Genomic DNA, 16,724 nt, shown 5'->3' with positions numbered 1-16,724 from the left:
TCCAGAATCGATGCTACGGGTAGCACTCCTGGTTTGGGAACTCATGGCGTGTCGCCGTGCTGACGGACAGTCAGGCGGGATACTCGCCGCATGGTGACCCCGACGATCCAGAGGCGCCGCCTCGGCAATGCCCTCAAGCGAGCCCGAGAGGCGGCAGGGAAGACCCAGGACGAGGCCGCAGAGGTCATCGACTCAGCTCCCAGCAAGGTCAGCCGGCTTGAGCTGGGCCAGTCCGGCATCCGGCTCACGGACCTGAAGCTGCTGCTCGACTTCTACGGGGTGACCGGGGAGGAAGCCGAGCCGCTACGGGACCTCGCTCGGGCGGGACGACAGCGGGGACGGTGGAGCGGATACCGGAACGTGGTGCCGGACTGGTTCCGGCAGTACCTCGACTTGGAGGCCGACGCGACCGAAATCCGCTGGTACCAGGCCGAGGTCATCCCCGGCATCCTCCAGACCGAGCCGTACATCCGGGCGATCATCGACGGGGAGGACGTAGACCGGCAGACCGCAGTACGCCTCGAACGACAAAAGGTCATCGATCGCCCGGACGGGCCGGAGCTGAATCTCATCCTGAGCGAGTCAGCGCTACGGCGGAGGTTGGGCGACAAGGCAACGATGCGGGAGCAACTATCCCATATAGCCAAGATCGCCAACCGCCCCAACGTCACAATCCAGGTCTTTCCGATGGATGCTGAGACTTATGTGATTTCCTCATATAATTTCATCGTCCTCCGGTTCGGGGAGGAGGTGGCATCAGACGTCATCTACCTGGAGACGTTCACCGACGCTGATTACCTCGACAGCCCGGACGCCCTCCGGGCCTACAATCGCCTGTGGGACCGCTTGAGAGCTGCGGCCCTGGGACCGGCAGAGTCCCGCAAGCTCATCCTGCGTATGGCAGACGAGATCAAGTAGAGGTTGACATGACGACCCCAGACCTCACCGGCGTGGCGTGGCGGAAGTCCACCCGCAGCGACGGCAACGGCGGCGCATGTGTCGAGGTGGCGGACCTCCGCGACGGGGTCGCCGTCCGCGACAGCAAGGACCAGAGCGGCCCGACCCTCGCCTTCACCTCGCAGGGCTGGCGCAGCTTCGTCAACTCCCTCAAGGCCAGCTAACTACATGGCGTAGGCATAGCGGTAGGAAACTGCCCCGGCTTCCATCTCGGGAACCGGGGCACTTCGCTTCCGGGCAGCGGCCAGGCCAGCCGCATATGGCCAGCCAGAAAAAGCCCCTCCAGCCGTGCAGGCTGGGAGGGGGCTATCTGCGGCCTGCGGCCCGAAGGGCTGAGCGAAAGGAGCACCCGGCGGCGCTCGCACCGTACCGACAGATCCCACGGTTGCTAGGCTGGCGGGGCGGCGGAGACCGCAGCGAGGAAACCAGGGAGCGGATCATGGTGACGGGGGACGACGACATCTCGGGGTGAGCGACCCCACCGCCCGCCAACCAATGCCCGGGCGGTCTGTCTCGTCATGCTCCCGTCTGCCCGACCGGGGCGCCCTGTCGCGTTCCCGGCTTCTCCCCGAGGTCTCTCGATGCCCGACGCCTGCGTCATCTGTACGAATCTGTCCTTCTCCTGGCCGGACGACACCCCGGTCTTCGCCGACCTGTCCTTCACCGTGCCGCCCGGCCGTACCGGCCTGGTGGCACCGAACGGTGCCGGCAAGACCACCCTGCTCCGTCTGATCGCCGGCGACCTCACCCCGACCGGGGGCACCGTGACGGTCGGTGGCGTGCTCGGCTATCTGCCACAGAACCTCCCCCTCGCCGGTGACCTGACCGTCGCCGAGGTGCTCGGTATCGACGCGGCACTCACGGCACTGCGGGCCATCGAGGCGGGCGACCCGGCGGAGGAGCACTTCACTGCCGTCGGGGACGACTGGGACGTCGAGGAGCGCAGCCGGGCCGAACTCGACCGGCTGGGCCTCGGTGACGTGGCGTTGGACCGGCACCTGCACACTCTCAGCGGCGGGCAGGTGGTCTCCCTCGGCCTGGCGGCCCAGCTACTCAAGCGTCCTGACGTGCTGCTGCTGGACGAACCGACCAACAACCTCGACATCGACGCCCGGCACCGGCTGTACGCGGTACTGGCGGACTGGCCCGGGTGCCTGCTACTGGTCAGCCACGACCGGCTCCTGCTGGACCGGATGGACCGCATCGCCGAACTCGACCATGACGGGGTGCACCTGTTCGGCGGGAACTTCACCGCGTACGAGGAAACGACCCGGACGGCGCGCGAAGCGGCAGAGCGTACTGTGCGCAGCGCCGAGCAGGAGGTGAAGCGGGAGAAGCGGGAGATGCAGCAGGCCCGGGAGCGGGCCGAGCGGCGGGCCAGCAATGCCGCCCGCAACCTCGGCAACGCCGGCCTGGCCCGGATCGTCGCCGGTGGGCTCAAGCGCAGCGCCCAGGAATCGGCCGGCCGGGCACGGCAGGCGCACGCCAACCGGGTCAGCGAGGCCAAGGCGCGGCTCGACGAAGCCAGCCGGTCACTCCGCGACGAGCAGATCCTCACCCTGGACCTGCCCGACACGACCGTTCCCACCGGCCGCACCGTCGTCGCTGCGGAACGGATGCAGATCCACCACGGCGGCCGGCCCGTCTTCACCGGCGACGGTGTCGACCTGACCATCCGGGGGCCCGAGCGGATCGCGCTGACCGGGCCCAACGGTGCCGGCAAGTCCACTCTGCTGCGTCTGCTGCACGGTGACCTCGACCCGGACACCGGGCAGGTACGACGCGCCGAGGGCCGCTTCGCCTACCTCTCGCAACGCCTGGACCTGCTGGATCTGGACCGGACGGTCGCCGAGAACTTCGCCGCGTACGCCCCCGACCGGCCTGACGCCGAACGGATGAACCTGTTGGCCCGCTTCCTGTTCCGCGGCACCCGCGCGCACCTCCCGATCGGCGTGCTCTCCGGTGGCGAACGACTGCGCGCCACCCTGGCCTGCGTCCTCTACGCCCAGCCGGCGCCTAACCTGCTGCTGCTCGACGAACCCACGAACAACCTCGACCTGGTCAGCGTGGGCCAGTTGGAGAGCGCCCTCACCGCGTACCGGGGTGCGTTCGTGGTGGTCAGCCACGACGAACGGTTCCTCACCGCCATCGGCGTGCAGCAGTGGCTGCGCCTCGACGGCGGCCAACTGCGCGAGGTCCCCCCACCTGCCGGCGCACCAGGCGAGATCAGGTAGGTGTTCTGAATCTCGGGGAGGACGGACTGACGGGCCTGTCGGCGACAGGCCCGTCTGGAGGGTCGCGCGGCGGAGTGGGTGGAGGAGCGGTGGAAGTGACGACCCGTACGGCTAGCAACGAGCAGCCGGTGACCACAAGTACGGCGAGCCGTGGCGTACTCGCCTCGGTCGTGGCGTCGGTGCTCTTCGGGGTCCTGTTCTTCCTTCCGCCGTTGCTTGCGCCGCTGAGCGGAAACGAGGTGTTCGGCGCGCGGGTGATCCTGACGCTCCCGGTCGTCGCCGCGATCTTCATGGCCACCGGACAGTGGCGGGACGTCGTGGACGTAACCGCGCGTGTCCGACGCAGACCCACGCTCGTCCTCGCGGTCCCCCTCAACGGGCTCCTGCTGGGGGTGCAGGTTTGGCTGTTCGGTTGGGCACCGCAGTCCGGACACGGCCTCGATGCCGCCCTCGGTTACCTGTTGCTGCCCCTGGTCATGGTCGTCGTCGGCATCCTCGTCCACCGCGAAGGACTCTCGTTCCTGCGAGGTGCGGCGGTGGCGGCCGCTGCCGTCGGAGTGCTCGCTGCGCTGATCGCCAACGGCGGACTGTCCTGGGTCACGCTCGTGGTGGCCCTCGGGTACCCGCTCTACTTCACGCTCCGTAGACGCTGGCGACTGGACACCAGCGGTGCGTTGTGCCTCGAACTCGCCGTCCTCGTACCTGTCGCGGTGTGGTTCGTGACGGCGGAGTCCACGATCACGACGCTCGTGGAAACTCCGTCCCTCCTCCTCAAGGTCGTGCTTCTCGGCATCGTCAGCGGCGTGGCGCTCGTCCTCTATCTGGCGGCCAGCCGCCTCCTCCCGTTCGGTCTCTTCGGCCTGCTCACCTACCTCGAACCCGTCCTGCTCGTGGCAGTCTCGATCGTTCTGCTCGGGGAACGGGCGACGCCGTCAGACGCTCTCGTCTACGGCCCGATCGCCCTCGCGCTCGTGCTGCTCGCCGTCGAACCCGCACGCAACGCCGCCCGGCAGCAGCCGCCAAGCCATGCTCGTCATCCTGAGTAGGGTTGCGCTCCGGACGACAGCCAGAGGCCGGGCAGCTCCATGCCCTCGGGTACGCCATCGAGGACCAGGGAGGCGTTGACGCCCGCCGGCGCAACCCGTGGGTCGAGAGACCTGGCGCAGAGGTGCCGGATACCGCGCACGGTCACCTTGTGCCGCACCTCGCCCTCGTTCAGCCAGAGGAGATCGCCCTCGCGGATGTCCCCCAACTCCGGGCGCCCGGCGACCACGAGGCCCACCCGAGGAACCGTGAAGGAGTCAGCAATGAGCATCCGAGCCATGGGCGCCTCCTTCCTGTCCTGACTGAACGCTAATGGCACGCCACAGACCGCTTCTGGACGGTCGGCGTAGGCGTTCCCACTGCGGGTCGCGCAGCCCGCGCAACCGCAGGTTCGAGGGCGAAGTCGGCGTAGCCGGGCCGGGCCGTGTCATGACCTTGACACGATGTGGCGTCAAATAGCCTTGACGTGACACCACTCCGACACCATCATGGTGTCATGGACCTTGAGCGGTATGTCACGGAGCTTCGCGCACAACTTGCGGCCACAGCAGGGGCTGGCGACGCCGACGCGCAGGCCCTCGCTGAGCGGCTCAGTCTCGCGCTCGAGGCCGCAGCACGGTTGATGGTGCTCGAGGTGCTCAGCGACGCCGCAAGTGAGATCACCAGGGAGATCGCGCCCGGCTCGGTCGACGTCGTCTTACGGGGCCGCGATCCGCACCTCCTGGTCACGCGGCCGGCAGAGTCGGCGTTCTTCTCGGAGAGCACCACGGGAATGGCCGCCGTACCCCAGGACGCGGTGGTCCCGGCCGAGCCGCACGACGACACCGTCACGTCCCGCACCACGCTCCGGCTGCCCGACCGCCTCAAGGCCCGCGTCGAGGAGGCCGCGGCCGAGGACGGGCTGTCGGTGAACTCCTGGCTCGTCCGCGCGATCAGCACCGCACTCGAACCGAAGATCCGCCGCGCAGCGAAGCGCGAGACGCGTGGCGGAGACAACTTCACCGGCTGGGCCCGCTAGTCCCCGTCCCACTTCGTCGTCCCGCCGCGCGGCGGGACTGACCCGGCACGCCCTGCGGAGGTCAACTGTGCCCACTTATGACGTCTCCGGCCCGATAGACGTCGACGTCCATCTCAGCGTCGGCTACGTCGAGCTGATCGCCTCGGACCGCGACGACGTCTCCGTCGAGGTCTCGCCCAGCAAGCCCGGCCGCTCCGGCGACGTCTCGCTCGCCCGCGACGTCGTGGTCTCGCTCGACAGCGGCCGGCTCCGGATCACTGCGCCGCGCCGGCTCAAACTGTTCGGCCCGAGCGGCTCGGTGGACGTCCGATGCGAGCTGCCCACCGGGTCGCGGATCGCGGTCGAGACCGCCTACGGCTCGGTCGGTGTCCGCGGCAGGTTCGGGGACTGCCGCATCACCGCGAAGTACGGCAACGTCAACGCCGACACGGTCGACGGCCTGCTCCTCGAAGCCCCCTTCGGCACGGTCGACATCACCGAGGTGACCGGCCGGCTCGACGCCACCGTCGGCCACGGTCTGGTGCGCATCGGTCGGGTCGGGGGCGACACCCGGCTCCGCGGTTCCCACGGCACGATCGAACTCGACACCGCCGGAGGCGACGTGGAGGCGGCCACCTCCGGTCCCCTCACCATCGGCCGCGCCCTCGGCAACGTGGCCGCGCGCAGCGCCCACGGCCCGATCCGGGTCCGTGAGGTGAGCGGCGGAACGATCCGGCTCGAGAACGGCCACGCCAACGTGGAGGTCGGTGTACCGGCTGGCGTCGCTGCCTGGATCGACGCCGCCTCCACCCACGGCCGCGTCCGCAACGACCTCACTCCCGACCCCGACGCCGCGAACACCGGCCGGCACGTCGAGCTACGGCTACGCGCGAACCACGCCGACGTCGTCATCCGACGCGCTCCCGACGCACCGAGAAGGGAAACGACGCCATGAACAGCGCCATCACCGCCGTCGGACTACGCAAGACCTACGGCGACCAGACCGTCCTGGACGGCATCGACCTGACCATCGCCGCCGGCACCGTGTACGCCCTGCTCGGCCCGAACGGCGCCGGCAAGACCACGACCGTACACATCCTCTCGACCCTCGTCGCTCCGGACGCCGGCACGGCCATGATCGCCGGGCACGACCTGGCCCGCGATCCCGACGGCGTCCGCGCCGCGATCGGCCTGACCGGCCAGTTCGCCGCCGTGGACGGACTGCTGACCGGCGAGGAGAACCTCCGGCTCATGGCCAGGCTGCGCCATCTCGGTCCACGCACCGGCCGCCGCCGGGTGACCGAGCTGCTGGAACGGTTCGACCTCGTGGAGGCCGCCCGTAAACCGCTCGCCACCTACTCCGGCGGGATGAAACGTCGGCTGGACCTTGCCATGACCCTCGTCGGCAGTCCGAAGGTCATCTTCCTCGACGAGCCGACCACCGGACTCGATCCGCGCAGCCGTCAGACGATGTGGGACATCGTCCGCGAACTCCTCGCCGACGGGGTCACCATCCTGCTCACCACCCAGTACCTCGAGGAGGCCGACCGGGTCGCCGACCGCGTCGCCGTCCTGCACCGTGGACGCCTCGTCGGCGAGGGATCCCCGGCCGAACTCAAGGCCCGCGTCGGATCCGAGGTGCTCATCGTCCACGGCCCGGACGGAGCACCCGTTCGCGAGATCCCCACCGACGGCACCGCCGACGGGCTCCGCCACGCCCTGGCCGGCATCGGCGACGTCCGTTCCGCCAACGTCAGCGTGCGCGCGCCCAGCCTCGACGACGTCTTCTTCGCGCTCACCGAGGCCACTACCACCCCGACCAGGGAGAACGCATGAGCACCGTGACCACCACCGTCTCCGACTCGGTGACCATGCTCCACCGCAACCTGCTCCACATGATCCGCTATCCCGGACTCACCGGCTTCGTCGTCGGTGTCCCGGTCGTCCTGCTCCTGCTGTTCGTCTACGTCTTCGGCAACACCCTCGGCGCCGGCCTGCCGGGTGCCGGCGCCGCCAACGCAACCCAGGACTATCTCGCCTACGTCGTACCCGGCATCCTGCTCATCGGTGTCGCCGGCATCGCGTCCGGCGCCTCCATCGGGGTGGCCCAGGACATGACCGAGGGCATCGTCGCCCGGTTCCGGTCGATGGCGATCTCCCGCGCCGCCGTGCTCACCGGACACGTGCTCGGCAACACCATCCAGGGCATCATCTGCCTCGCCTTCGTCCTCGGCGTCGCCCTCCTCATGGGCCTGCGCCCGGCTGCCGGCCCGCTCGACTGGCTCGCCCTCACCGCCTTCCTCGGCCTGGTCTGCTTCGCGGTCTCCTGGGTCGCCATCGCCATGGGTATGAGCGCGGAGACGGTGGAGACCGCCAGCAACACCCCGATGATCTTCACCCTGCTGCCCTTCCTCGGCAGCGGTTTCGTCCCCACCGAATCCATGCCGGCCGGGCTGCGGTGGTTCGCCGACTGGCAACCGTTCACGGCCTTCATCGAGACCGCCCGCGCGCTGCTCGCCGGAACCACCCCCGGTCGGCCGGGCTGGCTCGCCCTCGCCTGGTGCGTCGTCATGATCGCCGCTGGCTACGCCTGGGCCCGCGCCCTCTACGTACGTAAGTCCGTCCGTTGACCTGAGCAGCGGAGGCGACATGACGCCGGCCGGGGGATCAGCCGCCGACGTGGATGCCGGGTCGGCGTGCCGGGTCCCGTTCCGCCTTGCGGAGGATCTCGCGCACGACCGGTGGGGTGTCACCGCGACCGAGGATGAGGTAACGCATGAGGTGGGCGATGGGGCTGCCTTCGGACCACTCGAAATGCGCGTGCGGGCGCACACCGGTGGCGTCGCGCAGGGCGAGCAGGACGGCGGCGATGGCGTTCGGCGCGGCCGGGCTCTGCGTACGCAGGACCCGGTGCCCGTCCACGTCGACGCCCTGCACCCGTAGGACGTCGCTGAAATCCGACGGGTCGATGACCTCGATCTCGAGGAAGAGCACGTCCGCCGCACCGGGCACCGGGTTCATGCCGCGCTGCGCGCGTTCCTTGGCCCGGTACTCGGCGCCGGTGCACACCTCGGGACGGTGGGCGATGATGTCCAGCCGTCCGTCGTACTCGATCGAGTCGGCGACGAATCGCCGCGCCGGCTCGTCGAACTCGATGCGTTCGGCGCGTAGTTCGGTGGTGCGGGAGACGCGGGACACCAGGGACACGGCAATGATGCCGGCGACGAACAGGCCGGAGATCGCGAGGCCGTCGGGTTTCTCGATGACGTTCTCGGCCAGCGCGTACAGCAGGACCACACTGAGCAGCGCGAACCCGGCGGTGGCGGCGCGTTGCCGACGGCGTAGCGCGGAGATGGTCACCGCGACCGCCCCGGAGACCATCATGGCGAGGATGCCCGTGGCGTAGGCGCCGGCCTGGGCGTCGACGTCGGCCCGGAACGTGATGGTGATGGCGATGCTGATGAGGGTGTAGACGATGACGACGGGGCGTACGGCCCGGCCCCACTCCGGTGCCATGCCGTACGAGGGCAGGTAGCGGGGCACGATGTTGATCAGTCCGGCCATCGCGGAGGCACCGGCGAACCACAGGATCAGCACGCTGCTGATGTCGTAGACGGTGCCGAATGCCTCTCCCAGGTACTCGTGGGCGACGTAGGCCAGTGCCCGGCCATTGGCCGCGCCGCCGGGTTGGAACTCGTCGGCGGGAATCAGCACCGTGGTGACCAGGGTGGTGCAGACCAGGTAGGCCGACATGACCAGCGCGGCGGCGGTCAGCAGCTTGCGGGTGTTGCGGATCCGGGCGGCGAGCCGGGCCTGGGCGTCCGGCCCGTCTCCCCGAACCAGGGGCATCATGCTCACCCCCGTCTCGAAGCCGGACAGGCCGAGCACCAACAGCGGGAAGGCCAGCACCGCGGGGCCGATGATGTCGCCGATCCCGTCGGTACCGGTGGTCAACGCGTCGGTCCATCCCGCGAGCAGGCCGGGGTTTCGCATCACCTCGACCATGCCGATGGCCACGACCACCGCGTTGAGCAACAGGAACACCGCGACCAGGGGAATCGCCACGCCGACGGCCTCGCTGAAGCCGAGCAGGAACACCCCGCCCAGGACGAGCAGCAACACGACGGTGACCGCCACCGCGGCGGTGGTGCCGTGCGGGAAGCCGTCGGGCAGGATCGGGTTCTCCAGCAGGTGCACGGTGGCATCGGCGGACGACAGGGTGATCGTGATGATCCACGAGGTGGCCACGAACCCGAGCAGCACCAGGACGAATATCTTGCCTTTCCAGAACGGCAGCAGGCGCTCCAGCATGGCCACCGAGCCCTGCCCGTGCGGGCTCTCCCGGGCCACCCGCCGGTACATGGGCAGCACCCCGAACAGGGTCAGCGCCACGATCAGCAGGGTCGCCAGCGGGGACAGCGCTCCGGCGGCCAGCGCGGCGATGCCCGGCAGGTAGGACAGGGTGGAGAAGTAGTCCACGCCGGTCAGGCACATCACCTTCCACCACGGGTGCGGGGCGGCGTGCGACTCGTCGGTCTCCGGTCCCGCCACCTGCACCCGGTGCCGCAGCAGCCACTGCGCCAGTGGGCTCGACACCGGGGTGCCGACGGACGGCGTGTCGACGCACTCCGGCACCTCCGGCCGGGCCGCGCCGGGCAGTCGCCCGTCGCCGTTCACGCTCCCGCTCGCCGCACCGCGTCTGGTGGCACGACGCGACCGTCCGCCGCTCATGCCTGTCGCCCCCGTCGGAGGGGGCGGCGCGGTGGGGTCCGGTTCAGCAGACCCGCACCGGCGGCCACGGTGAGGAAGATCGTTCCTACGAGAATGCCCACGTTGTCCTGCCGTTTCATGGCTGGTAGCGGTAGCCCATGCCGGGTTCGGTGATGAGGTGGCGGGGCCGGGCCGGGTCGGGTTCGAGCTTGCGGCGTAGCTGGGCCATGTACTGGCGCAGGTAGCTGGTCTCGGTCTCGTACCCCGGGCCCCAGACGTCATGGAGGAGCTGGCGCTGGCTGATCAGCTTGCCGGGGTTGCGGAGCAGTGTTTCGAGGACGCCCCACTGGGTGGGGGTCAGTTTGATCTCGGTGCCGTCGTCGCGGGTGACGGTGTGGGCGGCGAGGTCGACGGTGTGCCAGCCGAGCCGTGCGGTGGGGCTGGCCGCGTCGGCGCCTGTCATGTGCCGGCGGGTGACGGCGCGGATGCGGGCGAGGAGTTCGTCGACGCCGAAGGGTTTGGTGACGTAGTCGTCGGCGCCGGCGTCGAGGGCGGTGACCTTGTCGTCGCTGCCGGCGCGGCCGGAGAGCACGATGATGGGGACGGTGGTCCAGCCACGGAGCCCTTGGATGACGTCGACGCCGTCGACGTCGGGCAGACCGAGGTCGAGCACCACGAGGTCGGGTGGGTGACTGGCGGCGGCCTTGAGCGCGGCGGTGCCGGTGGCGGCCACGTCGACGTCGTAGCCGCGGGCGCGCAGGTTGATGCGCAGGGCGCGCAGGATCTGGGGTTCGTCGTCGACGACGAGGATCCGGTTCATTCCTGCGGGCCCTCCGTGGGTTCGGTCGGTGTGGTGGCGGGCAGCCGCAGCACCATGGTGAGTCCTCCGCCAGGGGTGGTCTCGGGGGTGATGCTGCCGCCCATCGCTTCGGCGAGACCGCGGGACAGGGCGAGGCCGAGGCCGACGCCGGTGGTGTTGTCGCGGTCGCCGAGGCGCTGGAACGGCAGGAACACCCGCTCCCACTGGTCCTCGGCGATGCCGGGGCCGGTGTCGACGACGCGTAGTTCGACCTGGCCGGAGTGGGCGCTGGCGGTGATGGTGGGCGGTCGCCCGGGTGGGCTGTAGCGCAGGGCGTTCGCGACGAGGTTGACCAGGACCCGCTCCAGCAGGCCCGGGTCGGCGGTGGCCGCCGGCAGGTCGGCGGGGATGTCGGTGGTGACGTCGGCGGCCTGCGGGCCGAGTTCGTCCAGGGCCCGGGGTACGACATCCTCCAGGCCGATGGGGATGGGGTGGACACCGAGGGCGCCGGCCTGCAGGCGGCTCATGTCGAGCAGATTGGCCACCAGCCGGCCGAGCCGGTCGAGGGACTCGTCGGCGGTGGCCAGCAGTTCGTCCCGGTCCTCGGCGTCGAAGTCGACGTCGCGGCTACGCAGGCTGGACACGGCGGCTTTGGCCGAGGCGAGGGGGGTGCGCAGGTCATGGCTGACGGCGGCGAGCAGCGCGGTGCGCATCCGGTCGGCCTCCGCCAGGGGCCGGGCGGCGGCGGCCTCCTCGGCGAGGCGTTCCTGCCGGAGCGCGACGGCGGCCTGTGCGGCGAACGCCTCGACGATGCGACGGTCGGCGGCCTCCAGCCGTCGGCCGGAGAGCACGACGGTGAGACGTTCGTCGACGGGTACCGCCGTTTCGCCTGCGCTCGGGCTGCCGGCTGGCGCCTCGCCGACACTGGCGACGACTCGCCAGGCGTCCTCCTCCCGGTCCCGGCCGGGGCGTCCGGCAGCCTCGGCGGCCAGTTCCAGGACGCTGACCGCACGCAGTGCGAAGGTCTCCTGGAGCTGTTCCAGCAGCGCCGGCAGGGGGCGCTGCCCGCGCAGGACGTTGCCGGCGACTGCGGCGAGGGTCTGCGCGTCGGCGGATGCGCGGGCGGCCTCCCGGGTGCGCCGGGCGGCGACGTCGACGACCCAACTGACCGCGACGGCGACGCCGACGAAGACGCCCAGGGCGAGCAGGCTGTCCCCTTCGGCGATGGTCAGGGTGCGGAACGGTGGGGTGAAGAACCAGTTCAGCAGCAGGGACCCGCCCAGCGCGGCGAGCAGCGCGGGCCACAGCCCACCGACCAGGGCGACGCCGACGATGGCGGCGAGGAAGATCAGAATGTCGTTGGCCAAGGTGAGGTCGGGCAGCGCCGCCAGCAGCAGGGTGAGCAGCGGCATACCGAGCAGCGCGAACCCGTATCCGAGCAGCCGCCGGCGGCGGGACAGCGCTGCCGGCACTCCCACCGTACGCCGGCCGCGTCCGGCCTCGGCGTGGGTGACCAGGTGGACGTCGATAGGACCGGACCGGGCGGTGGTGGTGACGCCGACGCCGCGGGAGAGGATCTGCGCGAAGCGACCGCGACGGCTGGCGCCGAGCACCAACTGGGTGGCGTTGACGCCACGGGCGAAGTCGAGCAGGGCGGCCGGGATGTCGGTGCCGAGGACCTGGTGGTAGGTGCCGCCGAGGCTCTCCACCAGCACCCGTTGTCGGGCGAGTTGCGCCGGGTCGGTGCCAGCGAGGCCGTCGCTGCGGGCGACGTGCACCGCAAGGAGGTCGGTGCCCTTGCTGCGGGCGGCGATCCGGGCCGCGCGCCGGACCAGGGTCTCTCCCTCGGGTCCGCCGGTGAGCGCCACGACCACCCGCTCGCGGGCCTCCCAGGTCGCGGTGATGCCCTGCTGGGTCCGGTACGCGTCGAGTTGCTCGTCGACCTTGTCGGCGAGCCAGAGCAGGGCCAGCTCGCGCAGGGCGGTGAGGTTGCCGACCCGGAAGTAGTTGCCGAGCGCCGCGTCGATCCGGTCGGGGCGGTAGATGTTGCCGTGTGCCATCCGTCGGCGAAGCGCCTCGGGGGTCATGTCGACGATCTCGACCTGTTCGGCGGCGCGGACGACCTGGTCGGGGACGGTTTCGTGTTGGGTGGTGCCGGTGATCTGGGCGACGACGTCGTTGAGCGATTCCAGGTGCTGGATGTTGACCGTGGTGAGCACGGTGATCCCGGCGTCGAGGAGTTCCTGGATGTCCTGCCAACGCTTGTCGTTGCGCGAGCCGGGCACGTTGGTGTGGGCGAGTTCGTCGACCAGGGCAACCTCGGGGGCGCGGGCCAGGACCGCGTCGAGGTCCATCTCGGTGAGCTCAGTGCCCCGACAGGTGATCGTGCGGCGGGGGACGATGTCCAGTCCGCCGATCATGGCGGCGGTGTGCCTGCGGCCGTGGGTCTCGACGAGTCCGATCACCACGTCCGTGCCGCGCTCGGCGCGGCGCCGCGCCTCCTCGAGCATGGCGTAGGTCTTGCCGACGCCGGGTGCGGCACCGAGGTAGACGCGCAGTTCCCCTCGTGGCACAGCAGGAAATCCTCTCCACAGCGTGACCGGCGGGTCGGGCGACGGGTGCCGCGCCGGGACGGTGCCAGCGTCCCAGCCACCTGTCGGCCGCGCCGAGCAATCACAACGCCATCCGCCCCGGCGACGACAGGGGCCATAACGCGACCATCACGGCGAGCCGGCGATTCTTAACGCCTTCTTCACGCTGCCCCTCGATCGGGTGACCCCGGTCACCGCTGGGTACGGCAGACCGGCGGCCGACGGCCCTGACGGTCTGTCCAACACGGCGGCGAGCGCCCCGATGTGCTGGGAAAATGCGACGACCACACCGATACGTCGAAGGAAGGTTCGTCGTGACGGACGCGCAGGGACCGCGCGGGCGGGACAGTGAGACCGCGTCGCGGTCCCTGGCGGTCCGCAATCCGCGCGTCGACGCGCCCGTGCCGGTCCCGCTCGTGGTGGGCGCACTCGGAGTGGTGTTCGGTGACATCGGCACCAGCCCGATCTACACCATGCAGACCGTGTTCAATCCGGGCGACCCACACCCCGTCCCGATCAGCCCGGGGGTCGTGTTCGGAGTCGTCTCGCTGGTGTTCTGGTCGGTGATGATCATTGTCACCGTCACCTACGTGCTGCTGGCGATGCGCGCCGACAACCAGGGCGAGGGCGGCATCATGGCGCTGATCACCCTGCTGCGGCGGTCGGCTGCGGAACGCGGCCGGGCCGCTCCGGCACTTGCCGCCCTGGGCATCTTCGGCGCCGCGCTGTTCTTCGGCGACAGCATGATCACCCCGGCGATCTCGGTGCTGTCCGCGGTGGAAGGGCTGAAGGTCGTCGAACCGTCGCTGGCCGGACTCGTCGTGCCGATCACCGCGGTGATCATCGTGCTGCTGTTTCTGGTGCAGCGACGGGGAACCAGCGCCGTCGGTCGGCTCTTCGGCCCCGTCATGATCATCTGGTTCGTGACCATATCCGCGTGCGGCGTGGCTGGCATCACGCAGCACCCGGACATCCTCCGAGCGCTGTCGCCGACCTACGCGCTCGAGTTCCTGGCCGGTCACTTCGGTGTGGCGTTCTTCGCCCTGGCCGCGATCGTGCTCGCGGTGACCGGTGCGGAGGCACTGTACGCGGACATGGGGCACTTCGGTCGCCGGTCGATCACCCGGGCCTGGCTGGTCCTGGTGTTCCCGGCCTGCGTACTGAGCTATCTGGGTCAGGGAGCACTCATCCTGCGGGACCCGGCGAACGTCAGCGGACTGTTCTTCCGCCTCGTGCCCGACTGGGGACGGCTACCGCTGGTCGGGTTGGCCACCGCGGCGACGGTGATCGCCTCCCAGGCGGTGATCACCGGCGCGTACTCGGTCGCGTCGCAGGCCGCCAAGCTGGGCTACCTGCCTCGGCTGCGCGTCACGCACACCTCCGCATCCGTGATCGGCCAGGTCTACGTACCGTGGATCAACTGGCTGCTGATGGTTTCGGTGCTCACCCTGGTGTTCGCCTTCCGGAGTTCAGCGGCCCTGGCGTACGCGTTCGGCATGGCGGTGACCGCGACGATCACCATCAGCACCCTGATCTTCTTCTACATCAGTCACTGGAGGTGGCGCGTCCGGCCATGGCTGCTCGCCCTCGGCGCTGTCCCGCTGCTGGTGGTGGACCTGTTGTTCGTCGCGGCCAACACGACCAAGCTGATCCACGGGGCGTGGCTGCCGCTGCTCATCGGCCTGACCGCGTTCACCGTCATGACCACCTGGCAGCGTGGTCGCCAGATCGTCGCCGCCGAGCGACAGCGCCGCGAGGGGTCACTGCACGACTTCGTCGAGGAACTACGCGACAACCCGCAGAACGTACGGTGCGTCGCGGGCACGGCGGTCTTCCTCAACCCGGGCAAGCAGACCGCGCCGCTGGCCATGCGCGCCAACGTCGAGCACAACCACGTACGCCACGAACACGTCCTGATCCTGTCGATCCTGACCGAACCAGTGCCCCGCGTCCCCGCCGACCAGCGCATCGTCGTCGACGATCTCGGTTACGCCGACGACGGGATCGTCCACGTCACGGCCCGCTTCGGCTACCTCGAGAACCCGAACGTGCCCGAGGTGCTCCGGAAGGTCGACCCGGCCGCCACCGAGGGCCGGATGGGGCTGGACCAGGCGTCGTACTTCCTGTCGAAGGTCGAACTCCGGCCAGGTCCCCTGCCGACGATGCCGCTCTGGCGCAAGCGGCTGTTCGTCGCCACGTCCTACCTCACCGCCGACGCCGCCGAACACTTCGGCCTGCCCCGCGACCGGACGGTGATCATGGGCTCCCGCATCGAGGTGTAGGAAGCTCTCCTGGAGCACGGGTGTCGGCTCCGGATGGCGGAGAAGATGGTGTCATGGACCTGGATCTCTGCTCGCTGCCGGTGATCGCCGCGCCGATGGCGGGAGGACCGTCGACCCCTCGACTCGTGGCGGAGGCCGCGCGGGCGGGTTCGCTGGGCTTCCTGCCGGCCGGCTACCGCACCCCCGAACAGCTCGCGGCCGACATGACGGCGGTACGCGCCGGCACGGACGCCTTCGGGGTCAACCTGTTCGTCCCCGACCGTGGACCGGTGGACCGCAGCCGGGTGCTCACGTACCGCGATCTGATCGCGCCGACGGCCGAGCGGCTCGGCGTCGAGTTGGGCGCCGCACGCTGGGCGGACGACGACTACTGGCACGCGAAGGTGGACCTGCTGGCCGCTAGCCCGGTGCCCTGGGTGAGCTTCACCTTCGGGCTGCCGGACGTCGACACCGTTACGCGCCTACGACGAGCCGGCACCCGTCTGCTGATCACCGTGACGAGCCAGCAGGAGGCCCAACTCGCCACGGACCTGGCACCGGACGGCCTGGTCGTGCAGTCGGCGGAGGCCGGTGGTCACCGTGGCGTCTTCGACCAGCACCGCGCGCCGGGCGGGGAGCCCTTGCCCGATCTCGTACGCGGCATCCGGGCGGTCACCGGTCTCCCCGTAATCGCCGCCGGCGGCCTCGCCACATCCGCGCAGGTCGCCGGGGTGCTCCGGGCGGGAGCGGAGGCCGCGCAGGTCGGCACGGCACTCCTGCTCGCCGACGAGGCGGGCACCCGACCGACGCACCGCCGCGCGATCGCCGACCCCTCGTCCACCACCGTGCCCATGCGTGCCTTCACCGGCCGGATCGCCCGTGGCGTCAGCAACGCCTTCAGCAGCCGGTACGAGCCGGCCGCACCGGCCGGCTACCCCGCCATCCACCACATCACCGCACCACTGCGACGGTGGGCCGCCGACCACGACGACCGCGACCACCTCCACCTGTGGGCCGGCACCGGCCACCGGCAGGCGCGCACCGGCAAGGCCGCTGACCTGCTGACCGCGCTCGTCCCGTAGCGCCGGAGCCGATGGCGGCCGTCCGGCGGTGCTCAGCAACGCGGCGGGC

The 16,724-nt window shown here is 70.3% G+C and carries 14 protein-coding genes; 10 read left to right on the top strand and 4 right to left on the bottom strand.

Annotated elements, in window-relative coordinates; translation table 11 throughout:
- The first annotated feature begins 90 nt into the window (after positions 1 to 90).
- From GA0074692_RS26245 to rarD, 4 genes are all read left to right on the top strand, one after another.
- Positions 91 to 918: a helix-turn-helix domain-containing protein gene (locus GA0074692_RS26245; protein WP_091648674.1), complete on the top strand. Its 828-nt coding sequence runs from the start codon at positions 91 to 93 to the stop codon at positions 916 to 918.
- Positions 919 to 926: 8 nt separating this feature from the next.
- Positions 927 to 1,121 carry a DUF397 domain-containing protein gene (locus tag GA0074692_RS26240; protein WP_091648670.1) on the top strand — a complete coding sequence of 65 codons (195 nt, stop codon included), beginning with the start codon at positions 927 to 929 and terminating at the stop codon, positions 1,119 to 1,121.
- A 417-nt stretch (positions 1,122 to 1,538) separates the two neighbouring features.
- Complete coding sequence (gene abc-f / locus GA0074692_RS26235) at positions 1,539 to 3,191, top strand: ribosomal protection-like ABC-F family protein (protein ID WP_091648667.1); 1,653 nt, start codon at positions 1,539 to 1,541, stop codon at positions 3,189 to 3,191.
- A 128-nt stretch (positions 3,192 to 3,319) separates the two neighbouring features.
- Entirely contained in the window at positions 3,320 to 4,237 is a 918-nt protein-coding gene (gene rarD, locus GA0074692_RS26230; RefSeq protein WP_176738580.1) for an EamA family transporter RarD, read from the top strand.
- On the opposite strand, the gene GA0074692_RS26225 is transcribed toward rarD, so the two are convergent.
- A complete protein-coding gene (locus tag GA0074692_RS26225; protein ID WP_091648661.1) occupies positions 4,225 to 4,515 on the bottom strand; it encodes a hypothetical protein in 291 nt (96 codons plus the stop codon). The genes rarD and GA0074692_RS26225 overlap by 13 nt on opposite strands.
- 216 nt (positions 4,516 to 4,731) lie before the next feature.
- Here GA0074692_RS26225 and GA0074692_RS26220 point away from each other — a divergent pair, with 216 nt between their 5' ends.
- From GA0074692_RS26220 to GA0074692_RS26205, 4 genes are all read left to right on the top strand, one after another.
- Positions 4,732 to 5,253, top strand: a complete 522-nt coding sequence (locus GA0074692_RS26220; protein ID WP_091648657.1) for a toxin-antitoxin system HicB family antitoxin — start codon at positions 4,732 to 4,734, stop codon at positions 5,251 to 5,253.
- 67 nt (positions 5,254 to 5,320) lie between these two features.
- Complete coding sequence (locus GA0074692_RS26215; RefSeq protein ID WP_091648653.1) at positions 5,321 to 6,187, top strand: DUF4097 family beta strand repeat-containing protein; 867 nt, start codon at positions 5,321 to 5,323, stop codon at positions 6,185 to 6,187.
- On the top strand, positions 6,184 to 7,068 hold the full coding sequence (locus GA0074692_RS26210) for an ABC transporter ATP-binding protein (RefSeq protein WP_091648650.1): 885 nt from the start codon (positions 6,184 to 6,186) through the stop codon (positions 7,066 to 7,068). The genes GA0074692_RS26215 and GA0074692_RS26210 overlap by 4 nt, the downstream gene beginning before the upstream one ends.
- Complete coding sequence (locus tag GA0074692_RS26205; protein WP_091648647.1) at positions 7,065 to 7,862, top strand: ABC transporter permease; 798 nt, start codon at positions 7,065 to 7,067, stop codon at positions 7,860 to 7,862. Before GA0074692_RS26210 ends, GA0074692_RS26205 begins: the two co-directional genes overlap by 4 nt.
- A 37-nt stretch (positions 7,863 to 7,899) precedes the next feature.
- On the opposite strand, the gene GA0074692_RS26200 is transcribed toward GA0074692_RS26205, so the two are convergent.
- The 3 genes from GA0074692_RS26200 to GA0074692_RS26190 all read right to left on the bottom strand — a co-directional run bounded on the left by GA0074692_RS26200 (position 7,900) and on the right by GA0074692_RS26190 (position 13,314).
- Positions 7,900 to 9,963, bottom strand: coding sequence for an APC family permease (locus GA0074692_RS26200; protein ID WP_245730470.1), 2,064 nt, complete (start codon positions 9,961 to 9,963; stop codon positions 7,900 to 7,902).
- A 115-nt stretch (positions 9,964 to 10,078) separates the two neighbouring features.
- Complete coding sequence (locus GA0074692_RS26195) at positions 10,079 to 10,762, bottom strand: response regulator (protein WP_091648644.1); 684 nt, start codon at positions 10,760 to 10,762, stop codon at positions 10,079 to 10,081.
- A complete protein-coding gene (locus tag GA0074692_RS26190) occupies positions 10,759 to 13,314 on the bottom strand; it encodes a sensor histidine kinase (protein ID WP_091648642.1) in 2,556 nt (851 codons plus the stop codon). The genes GA0074692_RS26195 and GA0074692_RS26190 overlap by 4 nt, the downstream gene beginning before the upstream one ends.
- A 332-nt stretch (positions 13,315 to 13,646) precedes the next feature.
- Here GA0074692_RS26190 and GA0074692_RS26185 point away from each other — a divergent pair, with 332 nt between their 5' ends.
- Together GA0074692_RS26185 and GA0074692_RS26180 are read left to right on the top strand one after the other, a co-directional pair.
- Positions 13,647 to 15,614, top strand: a complete 1,968-nt coding sequence (locus GA0074692_RS26185; RefSeq protein ID WP_245730469.1) for a potassium transporter Kup — start codon at positions 13,647 to 13,649, stop codon at positions 15,612 to 15,614.
- Between the two features lie 53 nt (positions 15,615 to 15,667).
- Positions 15,668 to 16,675 carry a nitronate monooxygenase gene (locus GA0074692_RS26180; protein ID WP_091648635.1) on the top strand — a complete coding sequence of 336 codons (1,008 nt, stop codon included), beginning with the start codon at positions 15,668 to 15,670 and terminating at the stop codon, positions 16,673 to 16,675.
- Positions 16,676 to 16,724: the final 49 nt, after the last annotated feature.

The sequence above is a fragment of the Micromonospora pallida genome, from assembly GCF_900090325.1.
GTDB lineage: Bacteria > Actinomycetota > Actinomycetes > Mycobacteriales > Micromonosporaceae > Micromonospora > Micromonospora pallida.
The sequence above is the reverse complement of the archived record's forward strand: the minus strand, read 5'-3'. Positions and strand labels throughout refer to the sequence as shown.